Source organism: Nocardia sp. NPDC004168 (assembly GCF_040610355.1).
Taxonomy (GTDB): domain Bacteria; phylum Actinomycetota; class Actinomycetes; order Mycobacteriales; family Mycobacteriaceae; genus Nocardia; species Nocardia sichangensis.
The window spans coordinates 80,946-103,588 of record NZ_JBEXME010000001.1 but is presented as its reverse complement, the minus strand read 5'-3'; the positions used below and the strand labels follow the sequence as shown (position 1 = coordinate 103,588).

The window sequence follows — 22,643 nt, the reverse complement described above, 5'->3', positions numbered from 1 at the left end:
GGCAGGGGCGCGACGAGCAAAATGGATGCGGCTCACTCGATAAAGCCCACACGGCCTCCCACGCACACGCGCCGGCAGGCAGGCAGGCAGGCAGGCTAAGGCACTGGCCCCGCCCACACTCGTCGCACACAGTCCAGCAGGCCAAGAGCACCGGCCGCCCACACTCCGGTAGGCCAACGCACAGGCCACGCCTCCCTCACCCACACTCTCCAGCAGGCCCACGCACGAACCGCCGCCCCCACACACTCCAGCAAGCCAAGGGCACTAGCCGCCAACACACGCACACGCTCAGGCAGGGCAAGGCACGGACCGCCGCCCCCAGACACTCCAGCAGGCTACGCACGAACCGCCGCCCCCACGCACACACTCCAGGATGGCCAGCACGGGCCGCCAGCACTCGCACACGCTCCAGCAGGCCAACACACGAACCGCCGCCCCACGCATACCCCAGGATGGCCAGCACGGGGCGCCAGCACTCGCCCACGCTCCAGCAGGCCAACACACGAACCGCCGCCCCCCAGACACTCCAGCAGGCTACGCACGAACCGCCGCCCCCACGCACACACTCCAGGATGGCCAGCACGGGCCGCCAGCACTCGCACACGCTCCAGCAGGCCAACACACGAACGGCGCGACTTCACGCACACTCCAGCAGGCCCAGCGGCGCGCCACGGGCCGCCCACACTCGCACATGCTCCAGCAGGCCAACACACGGACCACCGCCCTCCCGGCAGGCCCAGCGGCACGCCACGGGCCGCACGCGCTCCAACAGGCCAAAGCATGGGCCCGGCGCACTGTGCACGTGCGCGCCCGCTGGCGGTACCGGAGGACAGCGTGCCCGGCCATCCGACCGGTTGCCGACACCGTGATTGGCATCGACAGCCGGGCTATTTGTCGTCGCCTTCAAGATGCCGCCGTCTCCGCGTGACCCCAAAGGGCCGAAGCCGATGGACGCCGCGTCGCCGAAGGTGAGCTGCATGCACTCGTTCGCTCGGCCCTCACCCGGACCGATCACTTGGGTATCGGCGAAACCAACGTGCACGCACTACGCCCCGTCGCCGCCACCGCCCCACGAGCGGGTCAGGCGCGGGGGTGAGCCTGGTCGTGCACCTTCTTGAGACGGTCGATGGAGACGTGGGTGTAGAGCTGAGTGGTGGCCATGCTTGCGTGTCCGAGGAGTTCCTGGACCACGCGCAGGTCGGCACCGCCCTCGAGGAGGTGGGTCGCCGCGGTGTGCCGCAGACCGTGCGGCGCCAGGTCCGGTGCGCCGGGGATGGCCGAGACCACCTCGTGCACAACGGTTCTGGCCTGGCGCTGATCCAAGCGCCTGCCGCGGCGGCCGAGCAGCAGCGCTCGACCCGAGTCCGCGGTGGCGAAAGCGGGGCGTCCGTAGCGCAGCCAGTTGCCTACCGCCTCGTCGGCGGGCGTGCCGAACGGCGCCGAGCGCTCCTTGTTGCCTTTGCCGAGCACCCGCACCACGCGCCGCTCGCGGTCCACGTCTTCGATGTCCAGCCCGCACAACTCGCTGACCCGGATACCGGTGGCGTACAGCAATTCCACGATCGCCCGATCGCGCAGCGCCATCGGATCGCGCTGCGCGGCACCGGATTCCGCCGCGTCCATGGCACCGAGCGCCTGTTGCCGCCCGAGTACGGCGGGCAGCACGCGATGCGCCTTCGGCGACCCCAAACGCAGTCCGGGATCGACAGGCAGCCGGCCGGTCCGGGTGAGCCACGCGGTGAACGTGCGCGCCGATGACGCCCGCCGGGCCACGGTCGTGCGCGCCGCACCCGCGGCGGCTTGCCGGGCCAGCCACGAACGCAGCAACATCAGGTCCAGTTCGCGAATCGCCGAATCCGCCGATCGCGCGTACAGATGCTCCAGCAAGGATCGCGCGTCCCCCAGATACGCGCGCACCGTGTGCTCCGAGCGGTTGCGCCCGAGCAGCAGATGCCTGCCGTACTCCGTCAGCAGCGCTTCCAGGTCTTCGGGCAGTTCGTCCATGCCTCCACCGTCCCCACCCGTGGTCCGGATGGCAAGCGACCGCGCCGAACCCGCTCATCGACCCCGTACCGTTCGGTGCCAACCGCTTTCGTCACTGGACACCAGACCCGCCAATTCGAGAGCGGACAAAGTCGCACGGACCACCGGAAGCGACAATCCGCACTGCCGGGCGACCTCCAGTGGCAGTCGTGAGCCGATTCTCGGCAGCGCCGCGAAGACCAGCGCGTCGTCTTCGGTCAGCTGATCCCCCGGATTGCCGCCCGCTGCCGCCGCGGGGATCGACAGCCGCAACGGTCCGGCCTCGTCGACGACTTCTTCGGCTCGGGTCACCAGCAGGGCTTCGCCGTCGCGGATCATGCGGTGACAGCCCACCGAAGCGGCCGAGGTCACCGGACCCGGCACGGCCAAGGCGGGACGACCCATGCGGCGTGCCCATTTGACGGTGTTGCGCGCGCCGCTGCGCAGGCCCGCCTCGACGACGATCACGCCGTCGGCGAGAGCGGCGATCAAGCGGTTCCGGGCCAGGAACTGATGCTTCTGTGCGGTGACGCCGGGCGGGTATTCGCTGACGACCAAACCTGATTCGGCTATATCGGCCAGCAGGCGTTCGTGCTGCACCGGATAGGGCCGGTCGATGCCGCAGGCCAGCACGGCGATCGTGGGGCCTTCCACCGCCAGCGCTGCCCGGTGCGCCATGCCGTCGATACCGAACGCCGCTCCGGACACGATGGTCCACCCCTGCGCGGCGAGGTCGCCCGCGATCTCCCCCGTGACCCGGTTTCCGTAGCCGGTGCTGCACCGCGCACCGACCACCGCCACCGCGCGTTCACTGGATTCCAGCAACGAGCGCGGGCCACGTACCCACAACACCAGCGGTACCGCGCCGTCGCGATCCTTGCCCGGCTCGAGCTGGGCGAGACCGAGCATGCGCCATGCGGGCCATTCCGGATCGTCCGGCGTCACCACGCGCCCGCCGATCCGCTCGACGGTCTCGAGATCCCGCGCCGCGAGATCGATGTCACGCCGCTGCGCCGTGGGACCGCGAAGCGGCTCGGGCAACGCGCACTCCCGCACGGCACGGGCCGCCTCGACAACCCCGACCGACTCGATGAGCGCCGACAGCGGAGCACACGGCCCCTGCACCACCCGCGACAGATACACCCACGCGAGCCGCGGGTCGTCGCATTCACCGGACGACGATCCCGCTCCGCTCACGGGCACACCAACCACCGCAGGCGCATCTACGACCCCAGGAACGCCCGCCGCTGCCGGCGTCTCGACAACCGGTACTCCGTTCGCCGTAGCAGCCACCTCCGCGAGCACAGAGCGATCCGCGCCTGCACTCGAGTCCCCGACTCCAGAGACCGCCACCATCGCGGGCACCTCGACGACGGCAGGCACATCCACGTCGCGCCCTTCGGCATTCCCAGCCACGTCTACAACCACGGACAAACCCGCCCGGGCAGGCAGATCTATTGATGCGGGCACGTCCACGGCCTCACGCGCCTGTCCGACACCAGGAACAACCACCTCGGCGACTGCAGGCGAATCTGCGGCTGCGCGCATGTGGGCCCCCGCCATTGCCCCGAAGACCACAGGGGCGCCGACGATCGCTGGCAGATTCACGACGCCGGATAAATCAATGCTTCGAGGCATGTCCACCACCGCGGGCGCATCGGCGGCCACAGGCGCACTGTCGGCTGCAGTTGCGTTCGCGCCCGCAATCACGTCCGCGCCCCCAGCCACATCCTCGGCGGCAGGCACATCGACTGCCACACACGCCCTATCGGCTGCAACTACGTCCGCGCCCGCAAGCACGTCCGCAACCCGAGGCCCGTCCTCGGCGGTGGATACATCGCCGGCCACACACCCGCTGTCGGCTGCAGTTGCGTTCGCACACGCAAGCACATCCACGACCCCAGCCACATCCCCGGCGGTAGGCACATCGGCGGCCACAGGCAGGTCGTCCGCGCCTTCGGGCGGCACTGTCGCACTCATTGCGCACCCCGCTGACGGAAGTTCAACGCGGACAGTACGTCCTGCGCCGAGGGCAGCTCGCCGCCGCGCAGATCGCATATGGTCCACGCGACGCGGATGGCTCGGTCGGCACCCCGCGCGGACATGCGACCGAGGCGCAACGCGGCCTCGACCGGAGCGAGCGATTCGCGCGGCAACCGGAATCGTTGACGCAGGATGTGGCCGGGAACCTCAGCGTTGGTGAGCCATCCGTATTCGCGCCACCGGTCGGCGGCAGCGCGCCGTGCGACGGCGACCCGGCCGCGGACCACCTCGCTGCTCTCGGCCGCATCGGTGCTGAACGCCGCGCCGGACTGCCCGTGCATCCGCACCCAGATGTCGATCCGGTCCATCAGCGGACCGGACAATTTGCCGAGATAGCGACGGCGAGCCAGCGGCGCGCAGATGCAGTCGACGTCGCGCGCCGGAGCACATGGGCACGGATTGGCCGCCAGCACCAGCTGGAAGCGGGCCGGGTACCGCGCGACACCGTCGCGCCGGGCGATGCGCACTTCCCCTTCTTCCAACGGCGTTCGCATCGCTTCCAGCACTTTCGTGCCGAGCTCGGCACATTCGTCGAGGAACAGAACACCGCGGTGGGCTCGGCTGACCGCGCCCGGCCTCGCGGTCCCCGATCCGCCGCCGATCATCGCGGTCACCGAGGTCGAGTGGTGCGGGGCGACGAACGGCGGCGCGGTGACCAACGGGTGATCGCCTGCGAGTGTGCCCGCCATGGAGTGGATGGCGGTGACCTCCAGCGCCTCGGTCTCCGTGAGCGGTGGCAGCAGCCCAGGAAGACGTTGGGCCAGCATGGTTTTGCCGATGCCGGGCGGCCCGGTCAGCAGCAGGTGGTGCCCGCCCGCCGCGGCCACCTCCAAAGCCCAGCGGGCTTCTTCCTGCCCCACCACCTCGCTCAGATCGCCGCCGTGGCGCACCGTGTCCGGCAGGTCGCCGTCCGGCTCGTCGAGCGTGCCTTCCCCGCGCAACCAGGCCACCACCGCGCGCAAACTGCGCGCCCCGAAGACCTCGATGCCCTCGACGAGCCCGGCCTCCGCCAGGGTCACCGCGGGCACCACGACGGTCGACCAGCCCGCCCTGCGCGCGGCGAGCACGGCGGGCAGGATGCCGCGCACTCGCCGCACCCGTCCGTCCAGCGCGAGTTCGCCGAGCAGCACCGTCTTCGCGAGCCGTTCGGAGGGCACCGAGCCGGACGCGTCCAGCACGGCGATCGCGAGCGCCAAGTCGTACACGCTGCCCAGCTTCGGCAGTGTCGCGGGCGACAGCGCGAGAACCACCCGGCCGTCGGGCCACTTCTCCCCCGAGTTCGCCACCGCGGAGCGGATCCGGTCACGGGATTCCTGCAACGCGGTGTCGGGAAGCCCGACCAGGTGGACCGATGGCAGGCCCTGTCCGATATCTGCCTCGATCTCGACGAGCAGACCGTCCACGCCGGTGACGGCGACCGAGTGCGCCCGCCCCAGCGCCATTCAGAACACCGCCTCGAGATGGTCGATGACCGGTGTACGCCCCCGCGCCACCAGCACCGACACCACGTCGAACCGGATGCGCCGCCACGGTCCGTCCTGCTCGGCCAGCCACAGCAGCGCCAGCCGCCGGATCCGCTGCCGCTTGGCGAAGGTGACCGACTCCGCGGGTGTGCCGTAGCCCAGCCCGGAGCGGGTCTTGACCTCGACGAAGGCGGTCACATCCCCGTCGCGGGCGATCAGATCGAGCTCGCCGTATCGGCACCGCCAGTTCCTGGCGACGATTTCCATCCCCGCGGCGCGCAGAAAGTCCGCCGCTAATTCCTCCCCGTGCGCGCCGAGCGCCTGTTTGTCCGTCACCCGGCCAGCGTGCGCCGCAGCCGGATCAGGTCAGCGCCAGCCGACCTGGGGAATCGGAAAACCTGTTGATAACCGAGTCGCTGTGCAGAACGCCGGGCGGGCTCACTCGGGCAAGCGCAGGTCCGGCTTCTCCAGCTCCTCGATGTTGACGTCTTTGAAGGTGATGACCCGGACGTGCTTGACGAAGCGGGCCGGGCGGTACATGTCCCAGACCCACGCGTCGCTCATCCGCACCTCGAAGTACACCTCGCCGTCCGCGTTCTGCGGCCGCAGCTCCACGGAATTGGCCAGGTAGAAGCGGCGCTCGGTCTCCACCACGTACGAAAACTGACCGACGATGTCCTTGTACTCGCGATACAGCGAGAGCTCCATCTCGGTTTCGTACTTCTCGAGGTCCTCGGCACTCATCGGGTGGGACGTCCTCCTTCTCGCCGCATCGCGTCGTGTGGTGACATCATCGCGCATGCGCTGCATCGGTAGCTACTCGGCCAGCCGTACGCCCGTTCGGAAACTGCTCCGACAGCGCCTCGTCCAAGCCCTCGGCCAGTACGGCGTCCGCGACATCGGCCGCCGCCGCGACCGGGCGCAACCCGGCGGCTTCGCGTACGTTGCGCCAGGAGCGCCGGTGCTCGCTGCTCGGGCCGAGACGTTGCAACGCGGCGGTGTGCTCGGGCGTGTTGTAGCCCTTGTGGGCGGCGAATCCGTAGCCGGGGAACCGCCCGTCCAGCTCGACCATGATGCGGTCCCTGGTGACCTTGGCCAGGATGCTGGCCGCCGCGATGCAGGCCGCCGCACCGTCGCCGCCGATCACCGGCAGCGAAGGCACCGGTATGCCGGGCACCCGGAACCCATCGGTCAGCACGTAGCCGGGAGTGCGCCGGAGCCCGGCCACGGCGCGGCGCATCCCCTCGATATTGGCGACGTGGATGCCGATCGAGTCGATCTCCCAGGCCGGGATCACGACGACCTGATAAGCGAGTGCCAGACGGACGATCACCGGATACAGCTCTTCGCGAGTGGCCTCGGTGAGCTTCTTGGAGTCGTCGAGGCCGGCCAGCCTGTCGTAGGCCTTCGGGGCCAGCAGGCACGCCGCCACCACCAGTGGTCCCGCGCAGGGGCCGCGCCCCGCCTCGTCGACACCCGCGACCGGCCCCAGACCACTGCGGATCAACGCCGCCTCGAGCGTGCGCAATCCTCCGGCCCTGCGCATCACCACACGCGGCGGCCAACCGTTACCCACCGGCACTCGACCTTGCCCCACCGTTCAATTATCCAGCGCCTCGCGTGATCAGTTCTGCTGGGGATTCTCCGAGTGCACCGGACCGATCCGTCCGGGCGGCCAGATCTTGAACACCGCCTTGCCGCGGACGTTCTCCACGGGGATGGTGCCCTGCAGTTCGTCGGTGATGTGGGCGCGGGAGTCGGCGGACTGGTTGCGGTTGTCGCCCATCACCCACAGATGCCCTTCGGGCACCTTCACGGGCTTGAACTCGCGGCCGCCGGACGCGTTGTAGGGCTGGCCGGGCACGTACGGGGCGAGGTACCGGGCGTACGGCTCGTCCAGCGGCTTGCCGTCCACGATGACCCGCCCCTGCGGGTCGCAGCACTCCACGGTCTGGCCGCCGACCGCGATGACGCGCTTCACCAGATCGTTCTCGTCCGGCGGCACCAAGCCGAAGAAGGAGAAGAAGTTCTGCACGCCACGGACCGCGGGATTGTCCGAGCGGATCGACTGGTAGCGGGTGTTCCATGACGGCGGGCCGACGAACACGACCACGTCGCCCGGTTGCGGGTCGCCCCAGTAGTAGCTCAGCTTCTGCACGTAGATGCGGTCGCCGGTGCATCCGGCGCATCCGTGCAACGTGGTTTCCATCGACTCCGAGGGAATCACGTACGGCCGACCGACAAAGGTAACCATCAGCGCGGCGATCACCGCGGCGATCACGATGAGGATCGGCAATTCCTGCCAGAACGGCCGCTGCTTCTTCTTCGATCGCCGCTTGGCGCGACCCGCCCGCGTACTCTCGTCGCCCGATTCGGACACCGATACCGACCCACTTTCGTCTGCCACGCCGAACAGATTAGCCCGGCAGCGAAACCGAGGTCCGATGCCGGGCTGAGGAAGATCTGTTGTGCCGAAAAGCTAACTCAGCGCTTTTCCTTGATCTTGGCGGCCTTGCCACGCAGGTCGCGCAGGTAGTACAGCTTGGCGCGACGGACATCACCGCGGGTCACGACATCGATGTGGTCGATGTTCGGGCTGTGCACCGGGAAGGTGCGCTCGACGCCGACACCGAACGACACCTTGCGGACGGTGAAGGTCTCGCGGATGCCACCACCCTGGCGACGGATCACGACGCCCTTGAAGACCTGGATGCGCTCCTTCGAGCCTTCGATGACCTTCACGTGCACGTTCAGCGTGTCGCCCGGCCGGAACTCGGGGACGTCGCTGCGCAGCGACTTCTCGTCGACGAAGTCAAGGGTGTTCATTTCCATCCTTATGGTTTCGCGCGAACAGAGGACCCTGGCGGCACTTGGCGTGCTCGGCCGGTTCATGCTCCGATCAATGGGATGCGCCGGGTCGACAACCACCCAGGGCAACCTGAGCATTGTGCCAGATCGGCGCGCCGTGGAAGAAATCGACCCTGGTGGTGGCGAGTCGGCGGTCTCTTCACGTTACGCCCGAGGCGGTGCGATCGGTTCACGACTCCGGCGGGAGTATGGGCGAGGCGAACACTTCTTCGAGCGGAATCGGGCCGGTGTAGCGGCGGCAGTTGCAACCGACCCACTCACGCAGGCCGTGGATGCCTTTGCGGGAGATCTCGGCGTGACAAGCGCCCGAGGAGCGGTCGTGCAGTGCCAGGTCGTGACCACAACCGCAGCGTGCGCGAAGCTCCTTCCCCGCCCGGCCTCGCCGAGGCACGAATCGACCACATACCCAGCCGACACCGACGAGGCCGGCGCCGACCGCAAGGCTGAGCGGATCCAACATGAACGCAGTATACGTATACGCATAGCCACCGTCGATCGAAAAATGTCCTGCGACAGAACCATTTACGGGTTACGCGACACAGAGGCTTCCGGCAATCTCACGCGACCCCGATCATCCCCCGCCGCGCACGGCACGTTGCCGGCCGACCCCTCCGCTGAGCGTTCGTCAGCGGTGCTGTTCGCCGGAGATCGCGTCCTGGACAGGCGGCGGGCCGGGCGTACGCGGCGAGCCGTGGTCGGAGTGCCAGAACGAATGGTCGCGGTGCGGAGCGGGCGGGGCGGGCACAACCGTACGGGTGAGTTCCGCCTCCGCCGCCGTGCGGACGTGCTCGACGTCCGGTTTTCCGGCGACCAGATCCTGCACGAAGATCTTGGCGCGGATGACCGGGCGACGGTATCGCCGTTCCCGGACGATGGCCCGGTACCTCAGGCGCCTGCGGTCGCCGTAACGCCAGCGCGCCCAGGGCGCGCCAGGGCGGCTCAGCCGCAGCGCACCGACGACCAGCAACGGCAGGAAGAACATGCCGAACAGGCCGGTCCAGATCTTCCCTTTGGCGATCACGATGGCGGCGAGAGCGAGGTTGACCACGGCGAACACGACGACGAAGGAGCGGACCTCCAGGCTCGGATCCCGCCGGAAATCGTTGATGTCCAGCAGCCACAGCGGATGGAAGCCCAGCAGCAGCAATCCTGTCACGGCGAGCGCGACGAACACCGCGTCCACCGATGTCCGCCCCTGCTCCTCCCAATACACGTCGCGCAGATAGAAGATCAGCGCGAATTCGTCGAGCACCAGAGCGGCGCCCACGCCGAACAGCGCGGCGAGGATGCTGCCCGTGGCGGTGTCGGCGCTCTCGTACTGGGCGACCATGCCGACGCCGGAGGACAGCAGCAGGATCACCCCGAACACCATGTGGTGGATGTGCGTGTCACCGGCCCGCAGGTTGCCCGGCCACCAGCGCACCCGCGCGCGGATCAGCCGGACGCTGAGGCGGATGAACAGGAATCCGACGATGAATCCGAGCAGGAAGCACAGCAACGGCAGCCGCCCTTGGGCGATCACGTCCTCGTGGAGCCACCGTCGCATGGCCGCTACTTCCTCCTGCGGACCGGGCTACTGGCCGAAACCCGCCCTGCGCAAGGCGTCCGCCATCGCGCCGCTAGGTGCCGGCGCGTTCCTGCGCTGATTGCCGCCACGCCCCTGTCCTTGATTGCGGTTCTGGCCCTGCTGCCTGTTCTGACCATTCTGCCGCTGCCGCTGATCGCCTCCACCGGATCGGCCGCCGCCTTGACCGCGCTGCCGGTTGTCGCCGCCCTTGGCGGGCGTGCCGGGTTCGTCGTCCAGGCGCAGGGACAGACCGATGCGCTGGCGCGCGACGTCCACCTCGAGCACCTTCACCTTCACGACGTCGCCGGACTTGACCACTTCGCGCGGATCCTTGACGAAGTTGTGCGACATGGCCGAGACATGCACCAAGCCGTCCTGGTGCACGCCCACGTCGACGAACGCGCCGAAGGCGGCCACGTTGGTCACCACGCCCTCGAGCACCATGCCCGGCTTCAGGTCGGCGACTTTCTCCACGCCCGCGGCGAACTCAGCGGTCTTGAATTCCGGACGCGGGTCGCGCCCCGGCTTCTCCAGCTCGGCGATGATGTCGGTGACGGTCGGGACACCGAAGCGCTCGTCGGTGAAATCGCCCGCGCGCAGCGAGCGCAGCGCCGTGGTGTTGCCGATGATCTCCGCGATGCCGCGTCCCGTCGATTCGAGGATGCGCCGCACCACCGGATACGCCTCCGGGTGCACCGCGGAGGTGTCCAGCGGATCGTCGCCGCCGCGAATGCGCAGGAAGCCCGCGCACTGTTCGAACGCCTTCGGGCCCAGCCGCGGGACGTCGAGCAGCGCGGTCCTGCTGCGGAACGGGCCGTTCTGATCCCGGTGCGCCACGATGCTCTCCGCCACCGACCCGGCGATGCCGGAGACCCGCGACAGCAGCGGCACCGAGGCGGTGTTCACGTCCACGCCGACCGCGTTCACCGCGTCCTCGACCACCGCGCCCAGCGAACGGGCCAGCAGCGATTCGGACACGTCGTGCTGGTACTGGCCGACGCCGATGGACTTCGGATCGATCTTCACCAGTTCGGCCAGCGGGTCCTGCAGCCGGCGCGCGATCGACACCGCGCCGCGCAGCGACACGTCCAGCTCGGGCAGCTCCTGCGAGGCGTAGGCCGAGGCGGAGTACACCGAAGCGCCCGCCTCGGAGACCACGATCTTGGTGGGCTTGTTCTCCGGGATGCGCGAGATCAATTCGGCGGCAAGGGCGTCGGTCTCGCGCGAGGCGGTGCCGTTGCCGATGGCGATGAGTTCCACGCCGAATCGGGCCACCAACGCGCCGAGCACCGCGAGCGACTTCTCGGTCTGGCCCTGCGGTTTATGCGGGTAGATCACCTCGGTGGCGACCACCTTGCCGGTGGCGTCGACCACCGCCACTTTCACGCCGGTGCGGTAGCCGGGGTCCAGACCCATCGTCGTGCGGGTGCCCGCGGGGGCGGCGAGCAGCAGATCGCGCAGATTCGCGGCGAACACGTCCACCGCGTCCTTCTCCGCCGCCTGCCGCAACCGCATCCTGGTGTCGATGCCGAGGCTGACCTGCAGCTTGGTCCGCCAAGCCCAGCGCACCGTGTCCAGCAGCCAGGAGTCGGCGGGGCGGCCCCGGTCGGCGATGCCGAAGCGAGTGGCGATACGACCCTCGTAGACGGTGCGTTCGCCCGGCTGCGGCTCCTCGGTATCCGGTTCGAGGTGCAGGGTGAGCACCTCCTCCTTCTCGCCGCGCAGCAGCGCCAGGATGCGGTGGGAGGGCAGCTTGTCGAACGGCTCGCTGAACTCGAAATAGTCGGCGAACTTCGCGCCCGCCTCCTCCTTGCCCGCGCGCACGGTCGAGGTGACCTGCCCGCGGTTCCACATCAGTTCGCGCAACTCGCCGACCAGATCGGCGTCCTCGGCGAAACGTTCGACCAGGATGGCGCGCGCGCCGTCGAGTTGCTCGGCGGTGTACTGCGCCGGGTCGGTGTTCGGATCCTCGATCAGGGCGTCGGCCACCGGCTCGTGCCCGGCCTCACGCGCGATCTGCGCCTTCGTGCGCCGCTTCGGCTTGTACGGCAGGTAGATGTCCTCGAGCCGGGCCTTGGTCTCGGCGAGCAGGAGCTGCCGATGCAGAGCGTCGTCGAGTTTGCCCTGGCCCCGGATCGATTCGATGATCGCGGCCCTGCGCTCGTCGAGTTCGCGCAGGTAGTGCAGACGCTCGTCGAGCACGCGCAGCTGCGCGTCGTCCAGGCCGCCGGTGACCTCCTTGCGGTACCGGGCGATGAACGGCACCGTCGAGCCCGCGTCGAGCAGCTCGACGGCGGCGCGCACCTGGGTCTCGCGCACCGCGAGTTCCTCGGCGATGCGACGGTTCACGCTGGCTGGGCCCGCGGTGTCGGAACGTGGCACGGCGGGTGTGGACTCTGCACTGGCAGTCTCGGGCGCTGTCGTCACGTCGGAGACACTACCGTCGCCGCCTGACACGCGGTCCACACCCAGGTGAACCTCCCTCGTCTCAGCTGTCGTCCAGGCCGAGCAGCCGCCGCGACAGTTCCCGCATCTGCGCCTTGCGGACCTTGCCGGTGACCGTCATCGGGAATTCCTCGACCACATGCACGTAGCGGGGAATCTTGAAGTGCGCCAGCTTGCCGGCGGCGAAGTCGCGCACGGCCGTGGCGTCCAACGGCGTTGCGCCCTCGCGCATCCGGATCCAGGCCATCAGTTCTTCGCCGTACTTCGGATCCGGCACACCGATCACCTGCGCGTCCAGGATGTCGGGATGAGTGTAGAGGAATTCCTCGATCTCCCGCGGGTAGACGTTCTCGCCACCCCGGATGACCATGTCCTTGATCCGGCCGGTGACGGCCACATAGCCCTCGTCGTCCATCACGCCGATGTCGCCGGTGTGCATCCAACGGGCGGCATCGATGGCCTCGGCGGTCTTGTCCGGCTCGTCCCAGTACCCGAGCATCACCGAATAGCCTCGGGTGCACAGTTCGCCGGGTTCGCCGCGCGGCACCGTGAGACCCGTTGCGGGATCGACGATCTTGACCTCCAGGTGCGGCCCGACCCGGCCGACGGTGGCGGTGCGCCGTTCGATGCCGTCGTCGCGCCGGGTCTGGGTGCTGACCGGAGACGTCTCCGTCATGCCGTAGCAGATGCAGACCTCGCGCATGCCCATCCGGTCGATCACCCGCTTCATCACCTCGACCGGACACGGCGAGCCCGCCATGATCCCGGTGCGCAGCGTGGACAGGTCCGCGGCGGCCGAGTCCAGCGCGGCGAGCATGTCGATGAACATCGTCGGCACACCGTAGAGAGAGGTGCAGCGCTCGGCTTCGACCGCCGCCAGGGCCGCTCTCGGATCGAACGACAGCGACGGAATCACGATAGCGGCACCGTGGCTGGTGCTCGCCAGGTTGCCCATCACCATGCCGAAGCAGTGGTAGAACGGCACCGGGACGCAGATCCGGTCCTGCTCGGTGTATCCGCACAGTTCCCCGACGAAATAGCCGTTGTTCAGGATGTTGTGGTGACTGAGCGTGGCGCCCTTCGGGAAACCGGTTGTGCCCGAGGTGTACTGGATGTTGATCGGGTCGTCGGCGGAAAGCCGCGCGCCCAGTTCGACGAGCCGATCGGTGTCGGTCTCGGTGCCCGACAGCGCCTCCCACTCCGGTGTGCCCAGCACGAGCACCTGCGTCAGCGCCGGACAGTTCGGCCGGACCTGCTCGATCATCGCCACGTAGTCCGAGGACTTGAACCGCTCGGCCGCGATGAGCATTCGCACGCCCGCCTGGCACAGCACGTACTCCAGTTCACTGGTGCGGTACGCCGGATTGATGTTGACCAGGATCGCGCCGATTTTCGCCGTGGCGTACTGCACCAGAAACCATTCCGCGCGGTTCGGCGCCCAGATGCCGACCCGGTCGCCCTTGCCGATGCCCTGTGCGGCCAGGCCGCAGGCCAGGGCGTCGACCGCGGCGCCGAGAGCGCGATAGGTCCAGCGCCGTCCGCTCGGCAGATCCACCAGGGCTTCCCGGTCCGGGAACGCCGCCACCGCGCGATCGAGATTGCCGCCGATGGTGTCGCCGAGCAGCGCGACGTCCGACACGCCCGAGGCGTAGCTGGGCAGGGGCAACATGGCCGAAGTCATCGGGCACCGCCCTGCCGCAGCACGAACCGCTGCACCTTGCCGCTGGGCGTCTTCGGCAGGCTCGCCACGAAGTGAACCCGGCGCGGGTAGGCATGCGCCGCGAACTTTCGCTTCACCAGGCTCTGTAGCTCGGCTTCCAACTCGGCACCGCCGACGGCGCCGTCACGCAGCACGACGAACGCCTCGAGCACTTCGCCGCGCAGTTCGTCCGGCATGCCGACCACCGCCGCCTCCGCGACCTGCTCGTGCAGCACCAGAACGCTCTCCACCTCGAACGGGCCGATGCGGTAGCCGGCCATGATGATCACGTCGTCGTCGCGGGAGGAGAAGCGGAAGAAGCCGTCCGCGTCCTGTGAGCCCGCGTCACCGGTCAGATACCAGCGGCCGTCGGCGGTGTAGCGCTGCGCGGTGCGGTCCGGAGCGTCGAGATAGCCGAGGAACCACAGCAGCGGACTGCGTTCCGTATCGATCGCGACCCGGCCCAATTCGCCGGGGGGAGCGATCGTGTCGGCGTCGTCGGAGAGCACGGCGCAGGTCCAGCCGGGCAGCGAGCGACCCATCGATCCGGCGGGGGTCTCGGTGTCCAGGTCTTCGTGCCAGGCGTTGCAGATAACCATGCCGTGCTCGGTCTGGCCGTAGTGGTCGCGCACCGCGACACCGAGGTACTCGACGGACCACGCGACCACTTCAGGGGTCAGCGGTTCTCCCGCCGAAGACGCACGGCGCAATCGGGAATGCACGGGCGGCGTGGCACCGTCGGCGCGCAACGCTCGATATACCGTCGGGGCGGCGGCGAAGTTGGTGACGCCGAACGTCTCCAGCACCTGCCAGGTCAGCGGTGCCGAGAAGCCCGCGTGCAGCAGGATGCTGCGGATGCCGGTGGCCAGCGGGCCGAGGATGGCGTAGTAGAGCCCGTAGGCCCAGCCCGGATCGGCGGCGTTCCAAAAGACGTCGTCGGGGCGGACGTCCAGCGCGAATTCCTGGTACGCGTGGAAGGAGGCGAGCGCGCGCAGCGGAATCGGGACACCCTTGGGCGTGCCCGTGGTGCCGCTGGTGAACAGTTGGACGAGCAGTCCGTCACCGCCCACCACGATCGGCTGAGCCTGCGGAGAGGTGGCCGTATGAGCGTGGAGCAACTCGTCCATCCGCAGCGCCCCTTCGGGCGCCTCCGCTCCGGTGACGATGAGCCGCCAGGACGGATCGCCGGGCAGATCGGGTCCCGGCGCCAGCTTCGGCGCCTGGTCGGCATCGGCGATGACGACCGAGGCGCGACTGGCGTTCAACCGCAGGGCGATCGCGGGCGGAGCGAAGGCGGTGAACAGCGGAACGTGCACCGCACCCCGGCGCCAGATCCCGAGCAGAGCGACCACCAGGTCCGCGGATTTCGCCATCAGCGTGGCGACCCGGTGGCCGGGTTCGACGCCGAGTCCGGCGAGTGCGTCGGCGAAGCGGGCGGAGCGTTCGCGCAGTTCGCCGTAGGTGAGGTCGGTCGAGGCCAAGTCGGCCTCGACGATCGTGAAGGCGACCCGGTCGGCCGGGTGCCGATCACACAGCAGGTCCGCCGCCGACGCGTCGGCGCGGTCGTAACAGTCCAGCAGTTCGCGCACCCGCTGATTCAGATCGGTGCCCATCTTCAGTTCTCCTCGTTCTGTGATCCAGCTCAACCCGGGTGTGCAATAGGATGTGGGTCACATCCCGCTGCCCACTACCCCCGAAAAGGGGTGAGTCTCGTGACCCACACCGCACTGCTGCGTCCGCGCGACAGCGACGCGCTGCGCGCCGAGATCCGCTGGGTGGCGAGCGCGGCGGGCGTGCCGGTGGCGTTCGGCGGCGAAGTGCACGGCGACGCGCTGCTGCTGTCGGAATTCGTCGGCACGCTGACCAACGGCCTGCGCGGTCTGGCCGTCGTGCGGGCTTCCGGGCTGGGCGGACGGGTGATGGATTCCGGACGGCCCGCCGCGGTCTCCGACTATCGCCGCGCCTCCTCGATCACCCACGACTACGACGGGCCGGTCTCCGGCGAGGGCATCCGCTCGGTGCTCGCCGTGCCCGTGGTGGTGGACCAGCGCTCCCGCGCGGTGCTCTACGCCGCGACGCGCGGCGCGAGTCCGCTGGGCGACCGCACCGCGGATCTGGTCGTGCAGGCCGGGCGCCGCTTGGCCACCGAGATCGCCGTTCGCGACGAGGTCGACCGTCGGCTGCGCATGCTGGAGGTCACCGCGCCGTCGGCGGCCGCGGCACCGGCGATCACGGAGGAACTCCGCGACATCCACGCCGAACTGCGCGGCATGGCGCGCTCGACCGAGGACGATCGGCTGCGCGGACGCCTGCACGCGGTATGCGAGCGCCTCACCCGGGTCATGACCGGCGACCCGCGGCCGGACGGCCCGAAACTGTCCCGCCGAGAACTCGACGTGCTATCCCAGATCGCCTTGGGTTGCACCAATCAGGAAGCGGCGCAACGACTCTCACTCGGCCCGGAGACCGTGAAGAGCTACCTTCGCAACGCGATGGTCAAACTCGACGCCCACTCCCGGCACGAGGCGGTGGTGGCCGCCCGCCGCCATGGTCTGCTGCCCTGACGATCCCCGCTGCAGTCCACCGAGGGCAACGTTCCGTTGTCGGTACACCTCTCGGCGGTGACGTCGGTGCTGAAGGCCCGAGCACGGCCGATGACGCATGGCTGCTCGAGAATTCGGATTCAGGTGGGTGAGGAGGTCGTCGACCAGGTCGGTGGGGTCGGCGTTGCCTTTCCATCGGCCGCGAGGTGACCCGCCGCGGCGAGGTCGGCGGCGCCGTGCGCGAGTGCGCGGAGCAGGGCGGCGAGGCGGATGGGGTCGCCGGCGGGAAGGTCGCCCGCGGCTTGGCATCGGGCGACGATGTCGATCTGCGCCTCTTGCGCGGCGTGAGCGGCCGTGGCGAGTTCGGGCGAGTCGATCGTCCACGCGCCGAAGACCAGCTTGAAGCGGGCCGGATAGGGGCCAGTGCCCACTCGATGTAGCCGTGCAGCGGTCTATCGCTCGGGTCCGGCCGTGCCGTGGTCCGCGAGCAGGTCCGGACGACGCTCGCGGGTCCGCGCGAGTGATTGCTCGCGCCGCCAGGCCGCCACCTTCGCGTGGTCGCCGGACAGCAGGACCGGAGGGACGTCCAACCCGCGCCAGGAGACCGGACGGGTGTAGCTGGGACCTTCGAGCAACCCGTCGGAAAACGAATCCTCTTGATGTGACTGCTGATTGCCGAGGACACCGGGCAGCAGCCGGACCACGGCCTCGGTCATCACCAGCACGGCCGCCTCGCCGCCGATCAACACGTAGTCGCCAATGCTGACCTCTTGCACCCGGACGCGGCGGGCGGCGTCGTCGAAGACGCGCTGGTCGATGCCCTCATAGCGGCCGCAGGCGAAGACGAGATGCCGCTCGGCGGCCCAGCTGTGTGCCATGGCCTGCGTGAACGGCACCCCCGCGGGCGTGGGGACCACGAGCAGCGCGTCATCGGGACATACTTCGTCGAGCGCGTCGCCCCACACGGTCGGTTTCATCACCATGCCCGGCCCACCCCCGTAGGGGGAATCGTCGACGGACTTGTGCACGTCATGCGTCCAACGGCGCAGGTCGTGCACCGTGAGCGAGATCAGTCCCTTGTCGATCGCCTTACCCAGCAGTGCCGTGCGCAACGGCTCCAGGTACTCGGGGAAGATCGTGACGACGTCGAGTTTCATGACTGTCTCCTAGCGCCGCCGGGCCGCAGGTCGTCGGCCGGGGCGAGCGACGCGCGGTCGGACGCCCACCGTGTCATTCCGGGTCGAGCAAACCTTCGGGCGGATCGATCACGATCACGCCCTCGGCGAGGGACACCGTGGGCACGATGGCGGTGACGAACGGGATCAGGATCTCCCGCCCGTCGTCCGCGGCCCGCACCTCCAGCAACTCACCCGCCGCGGAATGCAGCACTTCGCGCACGGAGCCGACCACGGTGCCGTCGGTGAGCCGTACCTCCAGCCCCTCCAGTTCGTGGTCGTAGAACGCGTCCGGATCCTCCGAAGGCGGAAGGTCGGCACTGTCGACCACGAACAGCATGCCGCGCAGCGCGTCGGCAGCGGTGCGGTCGGTCACACCGGACAGGAACACCAGAAGCCGGCCCGAGTGCTCCCGGGCCGACTCCACGGTGAACTCGCGAACCTCCGCCGCTCGCGGCAGCCGACCGCGCAACCTGACGCCCGGCGCGAAACGCGCCTCCGGCTCGTCGGTGCGCACCTCGACGACGAGTTCGCCGCGCACGCCGTGCGACTTGGCGACCCGCCCGACGACGAGTTCCATCTACTGGTCGGTGTCGACCACGTCGACCCGGATGCCCCGGCCGCCGATACCGGCGACGAGGGTGCGCAGCGCGGTCGCGGTACGTCCGCCGCGACCGATCACTTTGCCCAGGTCATCGGGGTGAACGTGCACCTCGACGGTGCGTCCCCTGCGGCCGGTGATCAGCTCGACGCGGACGTCATCGGGATTGGCGACGATACCGCGCACCAAGTGCTCGACGGCATCGGCGACGACGGCGCTCACTGCTCCATCACCTCACGACGCAACTCACCCGTCGTCGGGGCCGGTCTGCGCACGGCTCGTGACGGGTATCGGATGGACGGGTATCGCCCGCTCATTACTCGCCGGCCTCGGCAGCCTCGGCGCCCTCCTCGGCGTCCTTCTTGCCCTTCTTCTTGGGGGTGACCGCCTCGGCGACCGGCTCGTTGTCGGCGGCGGCCAGCGCGGCGTTGAACAGGTCCAGCTTCGACGGCTTGGCCGGCTTGACCTTCAGGGTGCCCTCGGCGCCCTCGATGCCCTTGAACTTCTGCCAGTCGCCGGTGATCTTCAGCAGCTGGAGGACCGGCTCGGTCGGCTGCGCGCCGACGCCGAGCCAGTACTGCACGCGCTCGGAGTTGATCTCGATCAGCGAGGGCTCTTCCTTCGGGTGGTACTTGCCGATGGACTCGATGGCCCGGCCGTCACGGCGGGTGCGGGCGTCCGCGACGACGACGCGGTACTGCGGGTTGCGGATCTTGCCCAGGCGGGTGAGCTTGATGCGAACAGCCACTGCTGATCTGCCTTTCGTTGGTTGGTCACGACGCAATTCGGCGACCCGCATGGTCTGCGAGCCCGGTTTTGCGCTTTCGAGTGTGTGACCGCCGCGCGGTTCGGAACCGGAGACGGGCTGACACTTGTCCGGAAGGACGGTGGTCCATTGTGCCAGACCGGACGATCCCGCCAGAAATCGCGTGCGTGTTCACACAGCGATGCCCACCCGCCATAACCAGGCATGCGACTGTTCCGACGCCACCGCACACGACCCGCCCGCATCACCCGCGACATCGCGAGCGAACTCGGCGATGAGGCTGCCGTCGAGTACGTCGTACCCGGCGTGTTCCGGGTGCTGCGACTCGTTGCCGCGGGCGTCGCCCGCGCCATGGAGTGAGGCTCGGCGTCTCGATGCGGCTAGCCCGGGACGGTGGCGGTGAGCGCACGGGTGGGGACCCAGGGGCCGCCCCACCACATCTGCCACCCCACGGGGCGCAGGGTGAGGGCGGTCGCGCCGTTCGCCGCCAGAACGGCGCGGTACGCCCGGGTGTCGCCGATATCGACGATGACCAGTTTGCCGCCGGGACGCAGCACGCGGCACGCCTCCCGGAGCGCCGCCGCCCGGCCCTCGGCGGTCTTGATGTCGTGAATCGCCAAGCTGGAGACGACGACGTCGAACACGCCGTCCGGGAACGGCATGCGGGTCATGTCGCCGGTGCGCAACTCGATCCGATCGGCGACGTTCTCCGCGAGCGCGTTCCGCTCCGCGGTGGCCGGGGTGTTCTCGCAGTGGTCCGCGGAGCACCACAGATCCAGGCCCACCGCACACCCGGCGGGCAAGCGGCGCGCGGCGGCCAGCAGCACCGCGCCGCGCCCGCACCCCATGTCGAGCAATCGTTCGTCGCCACGCAGTTCGAGGTCGTCGAGCAGGCGCGCCCAGACCCGGAACTTGCCCCGGCGGGTCGCGTGCAGGAACAGCCCGAACTGCGTGGCCAGCACGACGCCGATCAGCAGGAGCAGCAGGCTCGGGCGCAGTTGCTGGAACAGCGCCACCACCAGCGCGGCGGCAAGATACCCGACCGCGAGAACTCCCAGCAACAACAGCACCGACGGCGCGTCGACACCGTACGACGCGCGCCACGGAGGGGCTATCATTGCCCGATCATAACCAGCGCCAACGGTATTCGCGCCGGGTTCGCGCTCGTCAGCGCACCAAGGGAGCGAAGGTACGCCCGGCGAGTTCGACCGCACCCGGCTCGTGCCCGTTGAACACCATATTGATGATGAGACCGTCTACGCCGTGGTCCAGAACGCGGGTCCGCAGCTGTTCGGCAACCTCGTCCGGTGTGCCGACGAACTGGCGGTCGGCCGGGCTCTGCGCGAGCTCGGCGTCCGACAGGGCCGACAGGTCGATACCCATGCGGCTCAAGTAATCCCGCTGCTGCTTGCGCACGAGGTCACCGTCTTCGTCCATCATGACGAAGCACAGGTAGCTGGTCTCCAGGGTCCGCGGATCCCGGCCGACCTCCGCGCAGCGCGCCCGCAGCGCCTCGATCTTGCGCGGCAGCTCGGACGCGTTGCAGATGATGTTGAGATGGTCGGCGAAGCGAGCGGCCAGGCCGAAGGTCTTCTTCTCACCGCTGCCGCCGAGCAGGATCGGCAGATCGTCGCGTACGCGCGGCTCGTTCATCGCGTTCTCGACCCGGTACCACTTGCCCTGGAAGGTGGGCCGCTCGCCGCGCAGCATCGGCTGGATGATGTGCAGCGCCTCGTCGAGCCGCTCGAAGCGGTCGGTGAAGGTGCCGAACTCGTAGCCCAGGGAGCGGTGCTCGAGTTCGAACCAGCCCGCGCCGATGCCGAGCACCGCGCGGCCACCGCTGACCACGTCCAGCGTGGTGACCGTCTTGGCGAGCATCGCCGGGTTGCGGTAGGTGTTGCCGGTGACCAACGCCGACAACTGGATTCGCTCCGTCGCCGTGGCCAGGCCGCCGAGCGCGGTGTAGGCCTCGAGCATCGGCTCGTCGGGCGTGCCGATGCCGGGCAACTGATAGAAGTGGTCCATGACGAAGGCCGTGTCGAAACCGGCGGCTTCGGCCTCTCGGGCCTGCGCGATCACCGTGGGGAACAGCTCGCGCACCGACTTGCCGTAGCTGAAGTTGGGCATCTGATATCCGAGGCGAATTGTCACGAAATCCGACCTTACGCCCCTTTCGGATACGCGCGGGTGAGCCGCGGCGCCGAGTTATCTATGGCCGGTGACCGGACCGTGCCCGCCGTACACGCGCCCGCGCAGCACGACGGCGTACGGCGTGGTGAGCGTCTCGGGGTGGCTACGCGGATCCTCCTCGTAGACAACGAAATCCGCGGGAGCACCGTCCTCGATGCCGGGTCGCCCGAGCCACTCGCGCGCCTGCCAGGAGGCCGCGCCGAGCGCGTCGTGCCGGGACAGTCCCGCGGCGCCGAGCGCGGCGATCTCGTCGGCGATGCGCCCGTGGCGGATGGAACCGCCCGCGTCCGTGCCCGCGAAGATCGGCACGCCCGCCTCGTGCGCGGCGGCGACCGTGCCGCGCACCCGCCGGTGCAGATCGCGCATGTGCGCGGCGTAGACGGGGAATTTGCCCGCGCTGTCGGCGATACCGGGGAAGGTGTCGATATTGATCAGGGTGGGAACCAGGGCGGTGCCGTGCTCGACCATCATCTCGATGGTCTCGTCGGTGAGACCGGTGCCGTGCTCCAGGCAGTCGATACCGGCGTCGATCAGGCCGGGCAGCGCGTCTTCGCCGAAGACGTGTGCGGTGACCCGCGCACCGTTGGCGTGCGCCGCGGCGATGGCCTCCTTCAGGATCGCGTCGCTCCACAACGGCCGCAGGTCGCCCACCGAGCGGTCGATCCAGTCGCCGACGATCTTCACCCAGCCGTCGCCGTGGCGGGCCTGCTCGGCGACGATCTCCGGCAGGTCGCGTTCGTCGTCGAGCTCGATGCCCAGTTCGCGGATGTAGCGCTTCGGACGGGCGATGTGGCGGCCCGCGCGGATGATCCGCGGCAGGTCCTCGCGGTCGTCGACGAACCGGGTGTCGATGGGCGAGCCCGCGTCGCGCAGCAGCAGGGCACCGGCGGCGCGCTCGGTCTCGGCCTGTGCGACGGCGCCGGCGTGGTCCTCGTGGCCCCCGCCGTACCGGATCCCGACGTGGCAGTGGGCGTCGACCAGTCCCGGCACGATCCAGCCCGAGCCGCACAGCGTTTCGGCTCCGGGCGCGGGCTCGAACGACACCAGGCCGTCGCGCACCCAGAGGTCGCGCACCTCGCCTTCGGGAAGAACCACACCGCGCAGATGCACCGCAACCTCCTGGAACTCGTCGGCGGCCGCCAACCTGGTGTCCGACTCCCGGATCGGACATTTCGCGCGAAGCACGGCCACGCGGCAGCGACGCCGCGCACACGGCGACCGACGGGCGAGGCACACAGGCACGCCGCCCACGAACAGCGTG

General features: G+C 69.3%; 23 protein-coding genes. 2 read left to right on the top strand and 21 right to left on the bottom strand.

The window, feature by feature from the left end; translation table 11 throughout:
• Window positions 1-1,080: 1,080 nt before the first annotated feature.
• The 13 genes from ABZW96_RS00475 to ABZW96_RS00415 all read right to left on the bottom strand — a co-directional run bounded on the left by ABZW96_RS00475 (window position 1,081) and on the right by ABZW96_RS00415 (window position 15,720).
• Entirely contained in the window at window positions 1,081-2,004 is a 924-nt protein-coding gene (locus ABZW96_RS00475; protein ID WP_355069902.1) for a tyrosine-type recombinase/integrase, read from the bottom strand.
• Between the two features lie 54 nt (window positions 2,005-2,058).
• The gene (dprA, locus tag ABZW96_RS00470) at window positions 2,059-3,219 is read right to left on the bottom strand and encodes a DNA-processing protein DprA (protein ID WP_355069901.1); all 1,161 of its coding nucleotides are present in this window, start codon (window positions 3,217-3,219) and stop codon (window positions 2,059-2,061) included.
• A gap of 779 nt (window positions 3,220-3,998) precedes the next feature.
• Window positions 3,999-5,507, bottom strand: a complete 1,509-nt coding sequence (locus ABZW96_RS00465; RefSeq protein WP_355069899.1) for a YifB family Mg chelatase-like AAA ATPase — start codon at window positions 5,505-5,507, stop codon at window positions 3,999-4,001.
• Window positions 5,508-5,864: a YraN family protein gene (locus ABZW96_RS00460; protein WP_355069898.1), complete on the bottom strand. Its 357-nt coding sequence runs from the start codon at window positions 5,862-5,864 to the stop codon at window positions 5,508-5,510.
• 102 nt (window positions 5,865-5,966) lie between these two features.
• Entirely contained in the window at window positions 5,967-6,272 is a 306-nt protein-coding gene (locus ABZW96_RS00455; RefSeq protein WP_011210678.1) for a DUF2469 domain-containing protein, read from the bottom strand.
• Between the two features lie 46 nt (window positions 6,273-6,318).
• Entirely contained in the window at window positions 6,319-7,104 is a 786-nt protein-coding gene (locus ABZW96_RS00450) for a ribonuclease HII (RefSeq protein WP_355070990.1), read from the bottom strand.
• Window positions 7,105-7,152: 48 nt separating this feature from the next.
• Window positions 7,153-7,935, bottom strand: coding sequence for a signal peptidase I (gene lepB, locus ABZW96_RS00445; protein ID WP_355069897.1), 783 nt, complete (start codon window positions 7,933-7,935; stop codon window positions 7,153-7,155).
• Window positions 7,936-8,012: 77 nt separating this feature from the next.
• Window positions 8,013-8,354, bottom strand: coding sequence for a 50S ribosomal protein L19 (gene rplS, locus ABZW96_RS00440; protein WP_014352079.1), 342 nt, complete (start codon window positions 8,352-8,354; stop codon window positions 8,013-8,015).
• Window positions 8,355-8,565: 211 nt separating this feature from the next.
• On the bottom strand, window positions 8,566-8,856 hold the full coding sequence (locus ABZW96_RS00435) for a hypothetical protein (protein WP_355069896.1): 291 nt from the start codon (window positions 8,854-8,856) through the stop codon (window positions 8,566-8,568).
• Between the two features lie 165 nt (window positions 8,857-9,021).
• Window positions 9,022-9,942, bottom strand: coding sequence for a hypothetical protein (locus tag ABZW96_RS00430; RefSeq protein ID WP_355069895.1), 921 nt, complete (start codon window positions 9,940-9,942; stop codon window positions 9,022-9,024).
• Between the two features lie 27 nt (window positions 9,943-9,969).
• A complete protein-coding gene (locus ABZW96_RS00425; RefSeq protein WP_355070988.1) occupies window positions 9,970-12,345 on the bottom strand; it encodes a Tex family protein in 2,376 nt (791 codons plus the stop codon).
• A gap of 106 nt (window positions 12,346-12,451) precedes the next feature.
• Complete coding sequence (locus ABZW96_RS00420) at window positions 12,452-14,089, bottom strand: AMP-binding protein (protein WP_355069894.1); 1,638 nt, start codon at window positions 14,087-14,089, stop codon at window positions 12,452-12,454.
• Window positions 14,086-15,720, bottom strand: a complete 1,635-nt coding sequence (locus ABZW96_RS00415; protein WP_355069892.1) for an AMP-binding protein — start codon at window positions 15,718-15,720, stop codon at window positions 14,086-14,088. The genes ABZW96_RS00420 and ABZW96_RS00415 overlap by 4 nt, the downstream gene beginning before the upstream one ends.
• Before the next feature lie 99 nt (window positions 15,721-15,819).
• Between ABZW96_RS00415 and ABZW96_RS00410 the strand changes: the two genes are divergently transcribed.
• Window positions 15,820-16,671: a LuxR C-terminal-related transcriptional regulator gene (locus tag ABZW96_RS00410; RefSeq protein ID WP_355069891.1), complete on the top strand. Its 852-nt coding sequence runs from the start codon at window positions 15,820-15,822 to the stop codon at window positions 16,669-16,671.
• A gap of 119 nt (window positions 16,672-16,790) precedes the next feature.
• On the opposite strand, the gene ABZW96_RS00405 is transcribed toward ABZW96_RS00410, so the two are convergent.
• The 5 genes from ABZW96_RS00405 to rpsP all read right to left on the bottom strand — a co-directional run bounded on the left by ABZW96_RS00405 (window position 16,791) and on the right by rpsP (window position 19,174).
• Window positions 16,791-17,081: a WHG domain-containing protein gene (locus ABZW96_RS00405; RefSeq protein WP_355069889.1), complete on the bottom strand. Its 291-nt coding sequence runs from the start codon at window positions 17,079-17,081 to the stop codon at window positions 16,791-16,793.
• A gap of 21 nt (window positions 17,082-17,102) precedes the next feature.
• Complete coding sequence (gene trmD, locus ABZW96_RS00400; protein ID WP_355069887.1) at window positions 17,103-17,807, bottom strand: tRNA (guanosine(37)-N1)-methyltransferase TrmD; 705 nt, start codon at window positions 17,805-17,807, stop codon at window positions 17,103-17,105.
• A gap of 73 nt (window positions 17,808-17,880) precedes the next feature.
• A complete protein-coding gene (gene rimM / locus ABZW96_RS00395) occupies window positions 17,881-18,405 on the bottom strand; it encodes a ribosome maturation factor RimM (RefSeq protein ID WP_355069886.1) in 525 nt (174 codons plus the stop codon).
• Entirely contained in the window at window positions 18,406-18,648 is a 243-nt protein-coding gene (locus ABZW96_RS00390) for an RNA-binding protein (RefSeq protein WP_011210690.1), read from the bottom strand.
• Between the two features lie 94 nt (window positions 18,649-18,742).
• Complete coding sequence (rpsP, locus tag ABZW96_RS00385; RefSeq protein WP_355069884.1) at window positions 18,743-19,174, bottom strand: 30S ribosomal protein S16; 432 nt, start codon at window positions 19,172-19,174, stop codon at window positions 18,743-18,745.
• Between the two features lie 222 nt (window positions 19,175-19,396).
• On the opposite strand from rpsP, the gene ABZW96_RS00380 reads away from it, so the two are divergent.
• Window positions 19,397-19,552 carry a hypothetical protein gene (locus ABZW96_RS00380; protein WP_355069883.1) on the top strand — a complete coding sequence of 52 codons (156 nt, stop codon included), beginning with the start codon at window positions 19,397-19,399 and terminating at the stop codon, window positions 19,550-19,552.
• A gap of 20 nt (window positions 19,553-19,572) precedes the next feature.
• Here ABZW96_RS00380 and ABZW96_RS00375 read toward each other — a convergent pair whose 3' ends face one another.
• From ABZW96_RS00375 to ABZW96_RS00365, 3 genes are read right to left on the bottom strand one after another with little or no spacing between them, the layout of a single operon-like run.
• On the bottom strand, window positions 19,573-20,310 hold the full coding sequence (locus tag ABZW96_RS00375) for a class I SAM-dependent methyltransferase (RefSeq protein WP_355069881.1): 738 nt from the start codon (window positions 20,308-20,310) through the stop codon (window positions 19,573-19,575).
• A gap of 49 nt (window positions 20,311-20,359) precedes the next feature.
• A complete protein-coding gene (locus ABZW96_RS00370) occupies window positions 20,360-21,343 on the bottom strand; it encodes an LLM class F420-dependent oxidoreductase (protein WP_355069879.1) in 984 nt (327 codons plus the stop codon).
• 54 nt (window positions 21,344-21,397) lie between these two features.
• On the bottom strand, window positions 21,398-22,492 hold the full coding sequence (locus ABZW96_RS00365) for an amidohydrolase family protein (RefSeq protein ID WP_355070987.1): 1,095 nt from the start codon (window positions 22,490-22,492) through the stop codon (window positions 21,398-21,400).
• Window positions 22,493-22,643 lie beyond the last annotated feature (151 nt).

Excerpts from the sequence above, each read along its gene's own strand:
- ABZW96_RS00475 (WP_355069902.1), bottom strand. The coding sequence starts at position 2,004 with ATGGACGAACTGCCCGAAGACCTGGAAGCGCTGCTGACGGAGTACGGC.
- ABZW96_RS00465 (WP_355069899.1), bottom strand. The coding sequence starts at position 5,507 with ATGGCGCTGGGGCGGGCGCACTCGGTCGCCGTCACCGGCGTGGACGGT.
- ABZW96_RS00455 (WP_011210678.1), bottom strand. The coding sequence starts at position 6,272 with ATGAGTGCCGAGGACCTCGAGAAGTACGAAACCGAGATGGAGCTCTCG.
- rplS (WP_014352079.1), bottom strand. The coding sequence starts at position 8,354 with ATGAACACCCTTGACTTCGTCGACGAGAAGTCGCTGCGCAGCGACGTC.
- ABZW96_RS00435 (WP_355069896.1), bottom strand. The coding sequence starts at position 8,856 with ATGTTGGATCCGCTCAGCCTTGCGGTCGGCGCCGGCCTCGTCGGTGTC.
- ABZW96_RS00430 (WP_355069895.1), bottom strand. The coding sequence starts at position 9,942 with ATGCGACGGTGGCTCCACGAGGACGTGATCGCCCAAGGGCGGCTGCCG.
- ABZW96_RS00420 (WP_355069894.1), bottom strand. The coding sequence starts at position 14,089 with ATGACTTCGGCCATGTTGCCCCTGCCCAGCTACGCCTCGGGCGTGTCG.
- ABZW96_RS00415 (WP_355069892.1), bottom strand. The coding sequence starts at position 15,720 with ATGGGCACCGATCTGAATCAGCGGGTGCGCGAACTGCTGGACTGTTAC.
- trmD (WP_355069887.1), bottom strand. The coding sequence starts at position 17,807 with ATGAAACTCGACGTCGTCACGATCTTCCCCGAGTACCTGGAGCCGTTG.
- rimM (WP_355069886.1), bottom strand. The coding sequence starts at position 18,405 with ATGGAACTCGTCGTCGGGCGGGTCGCCAAGTCGCACGGCGTGCGCGGC.
- ABZW96_RS00380 (WP_355069883.1), top strand. The coding sequence starts at position 19,397 with ATGCGACTGTTCCGACGCCACCGCACACGACCCGCCCGCATCACCCGC.
- ABZW96_RS00375 (WP_355069881.1), bottom strand. The coding sequence starts at position 20,310 with ATGATAGCCCCTCCGTGGCGCGCGTCGTACGGTGTCGACGCGCCGTCG.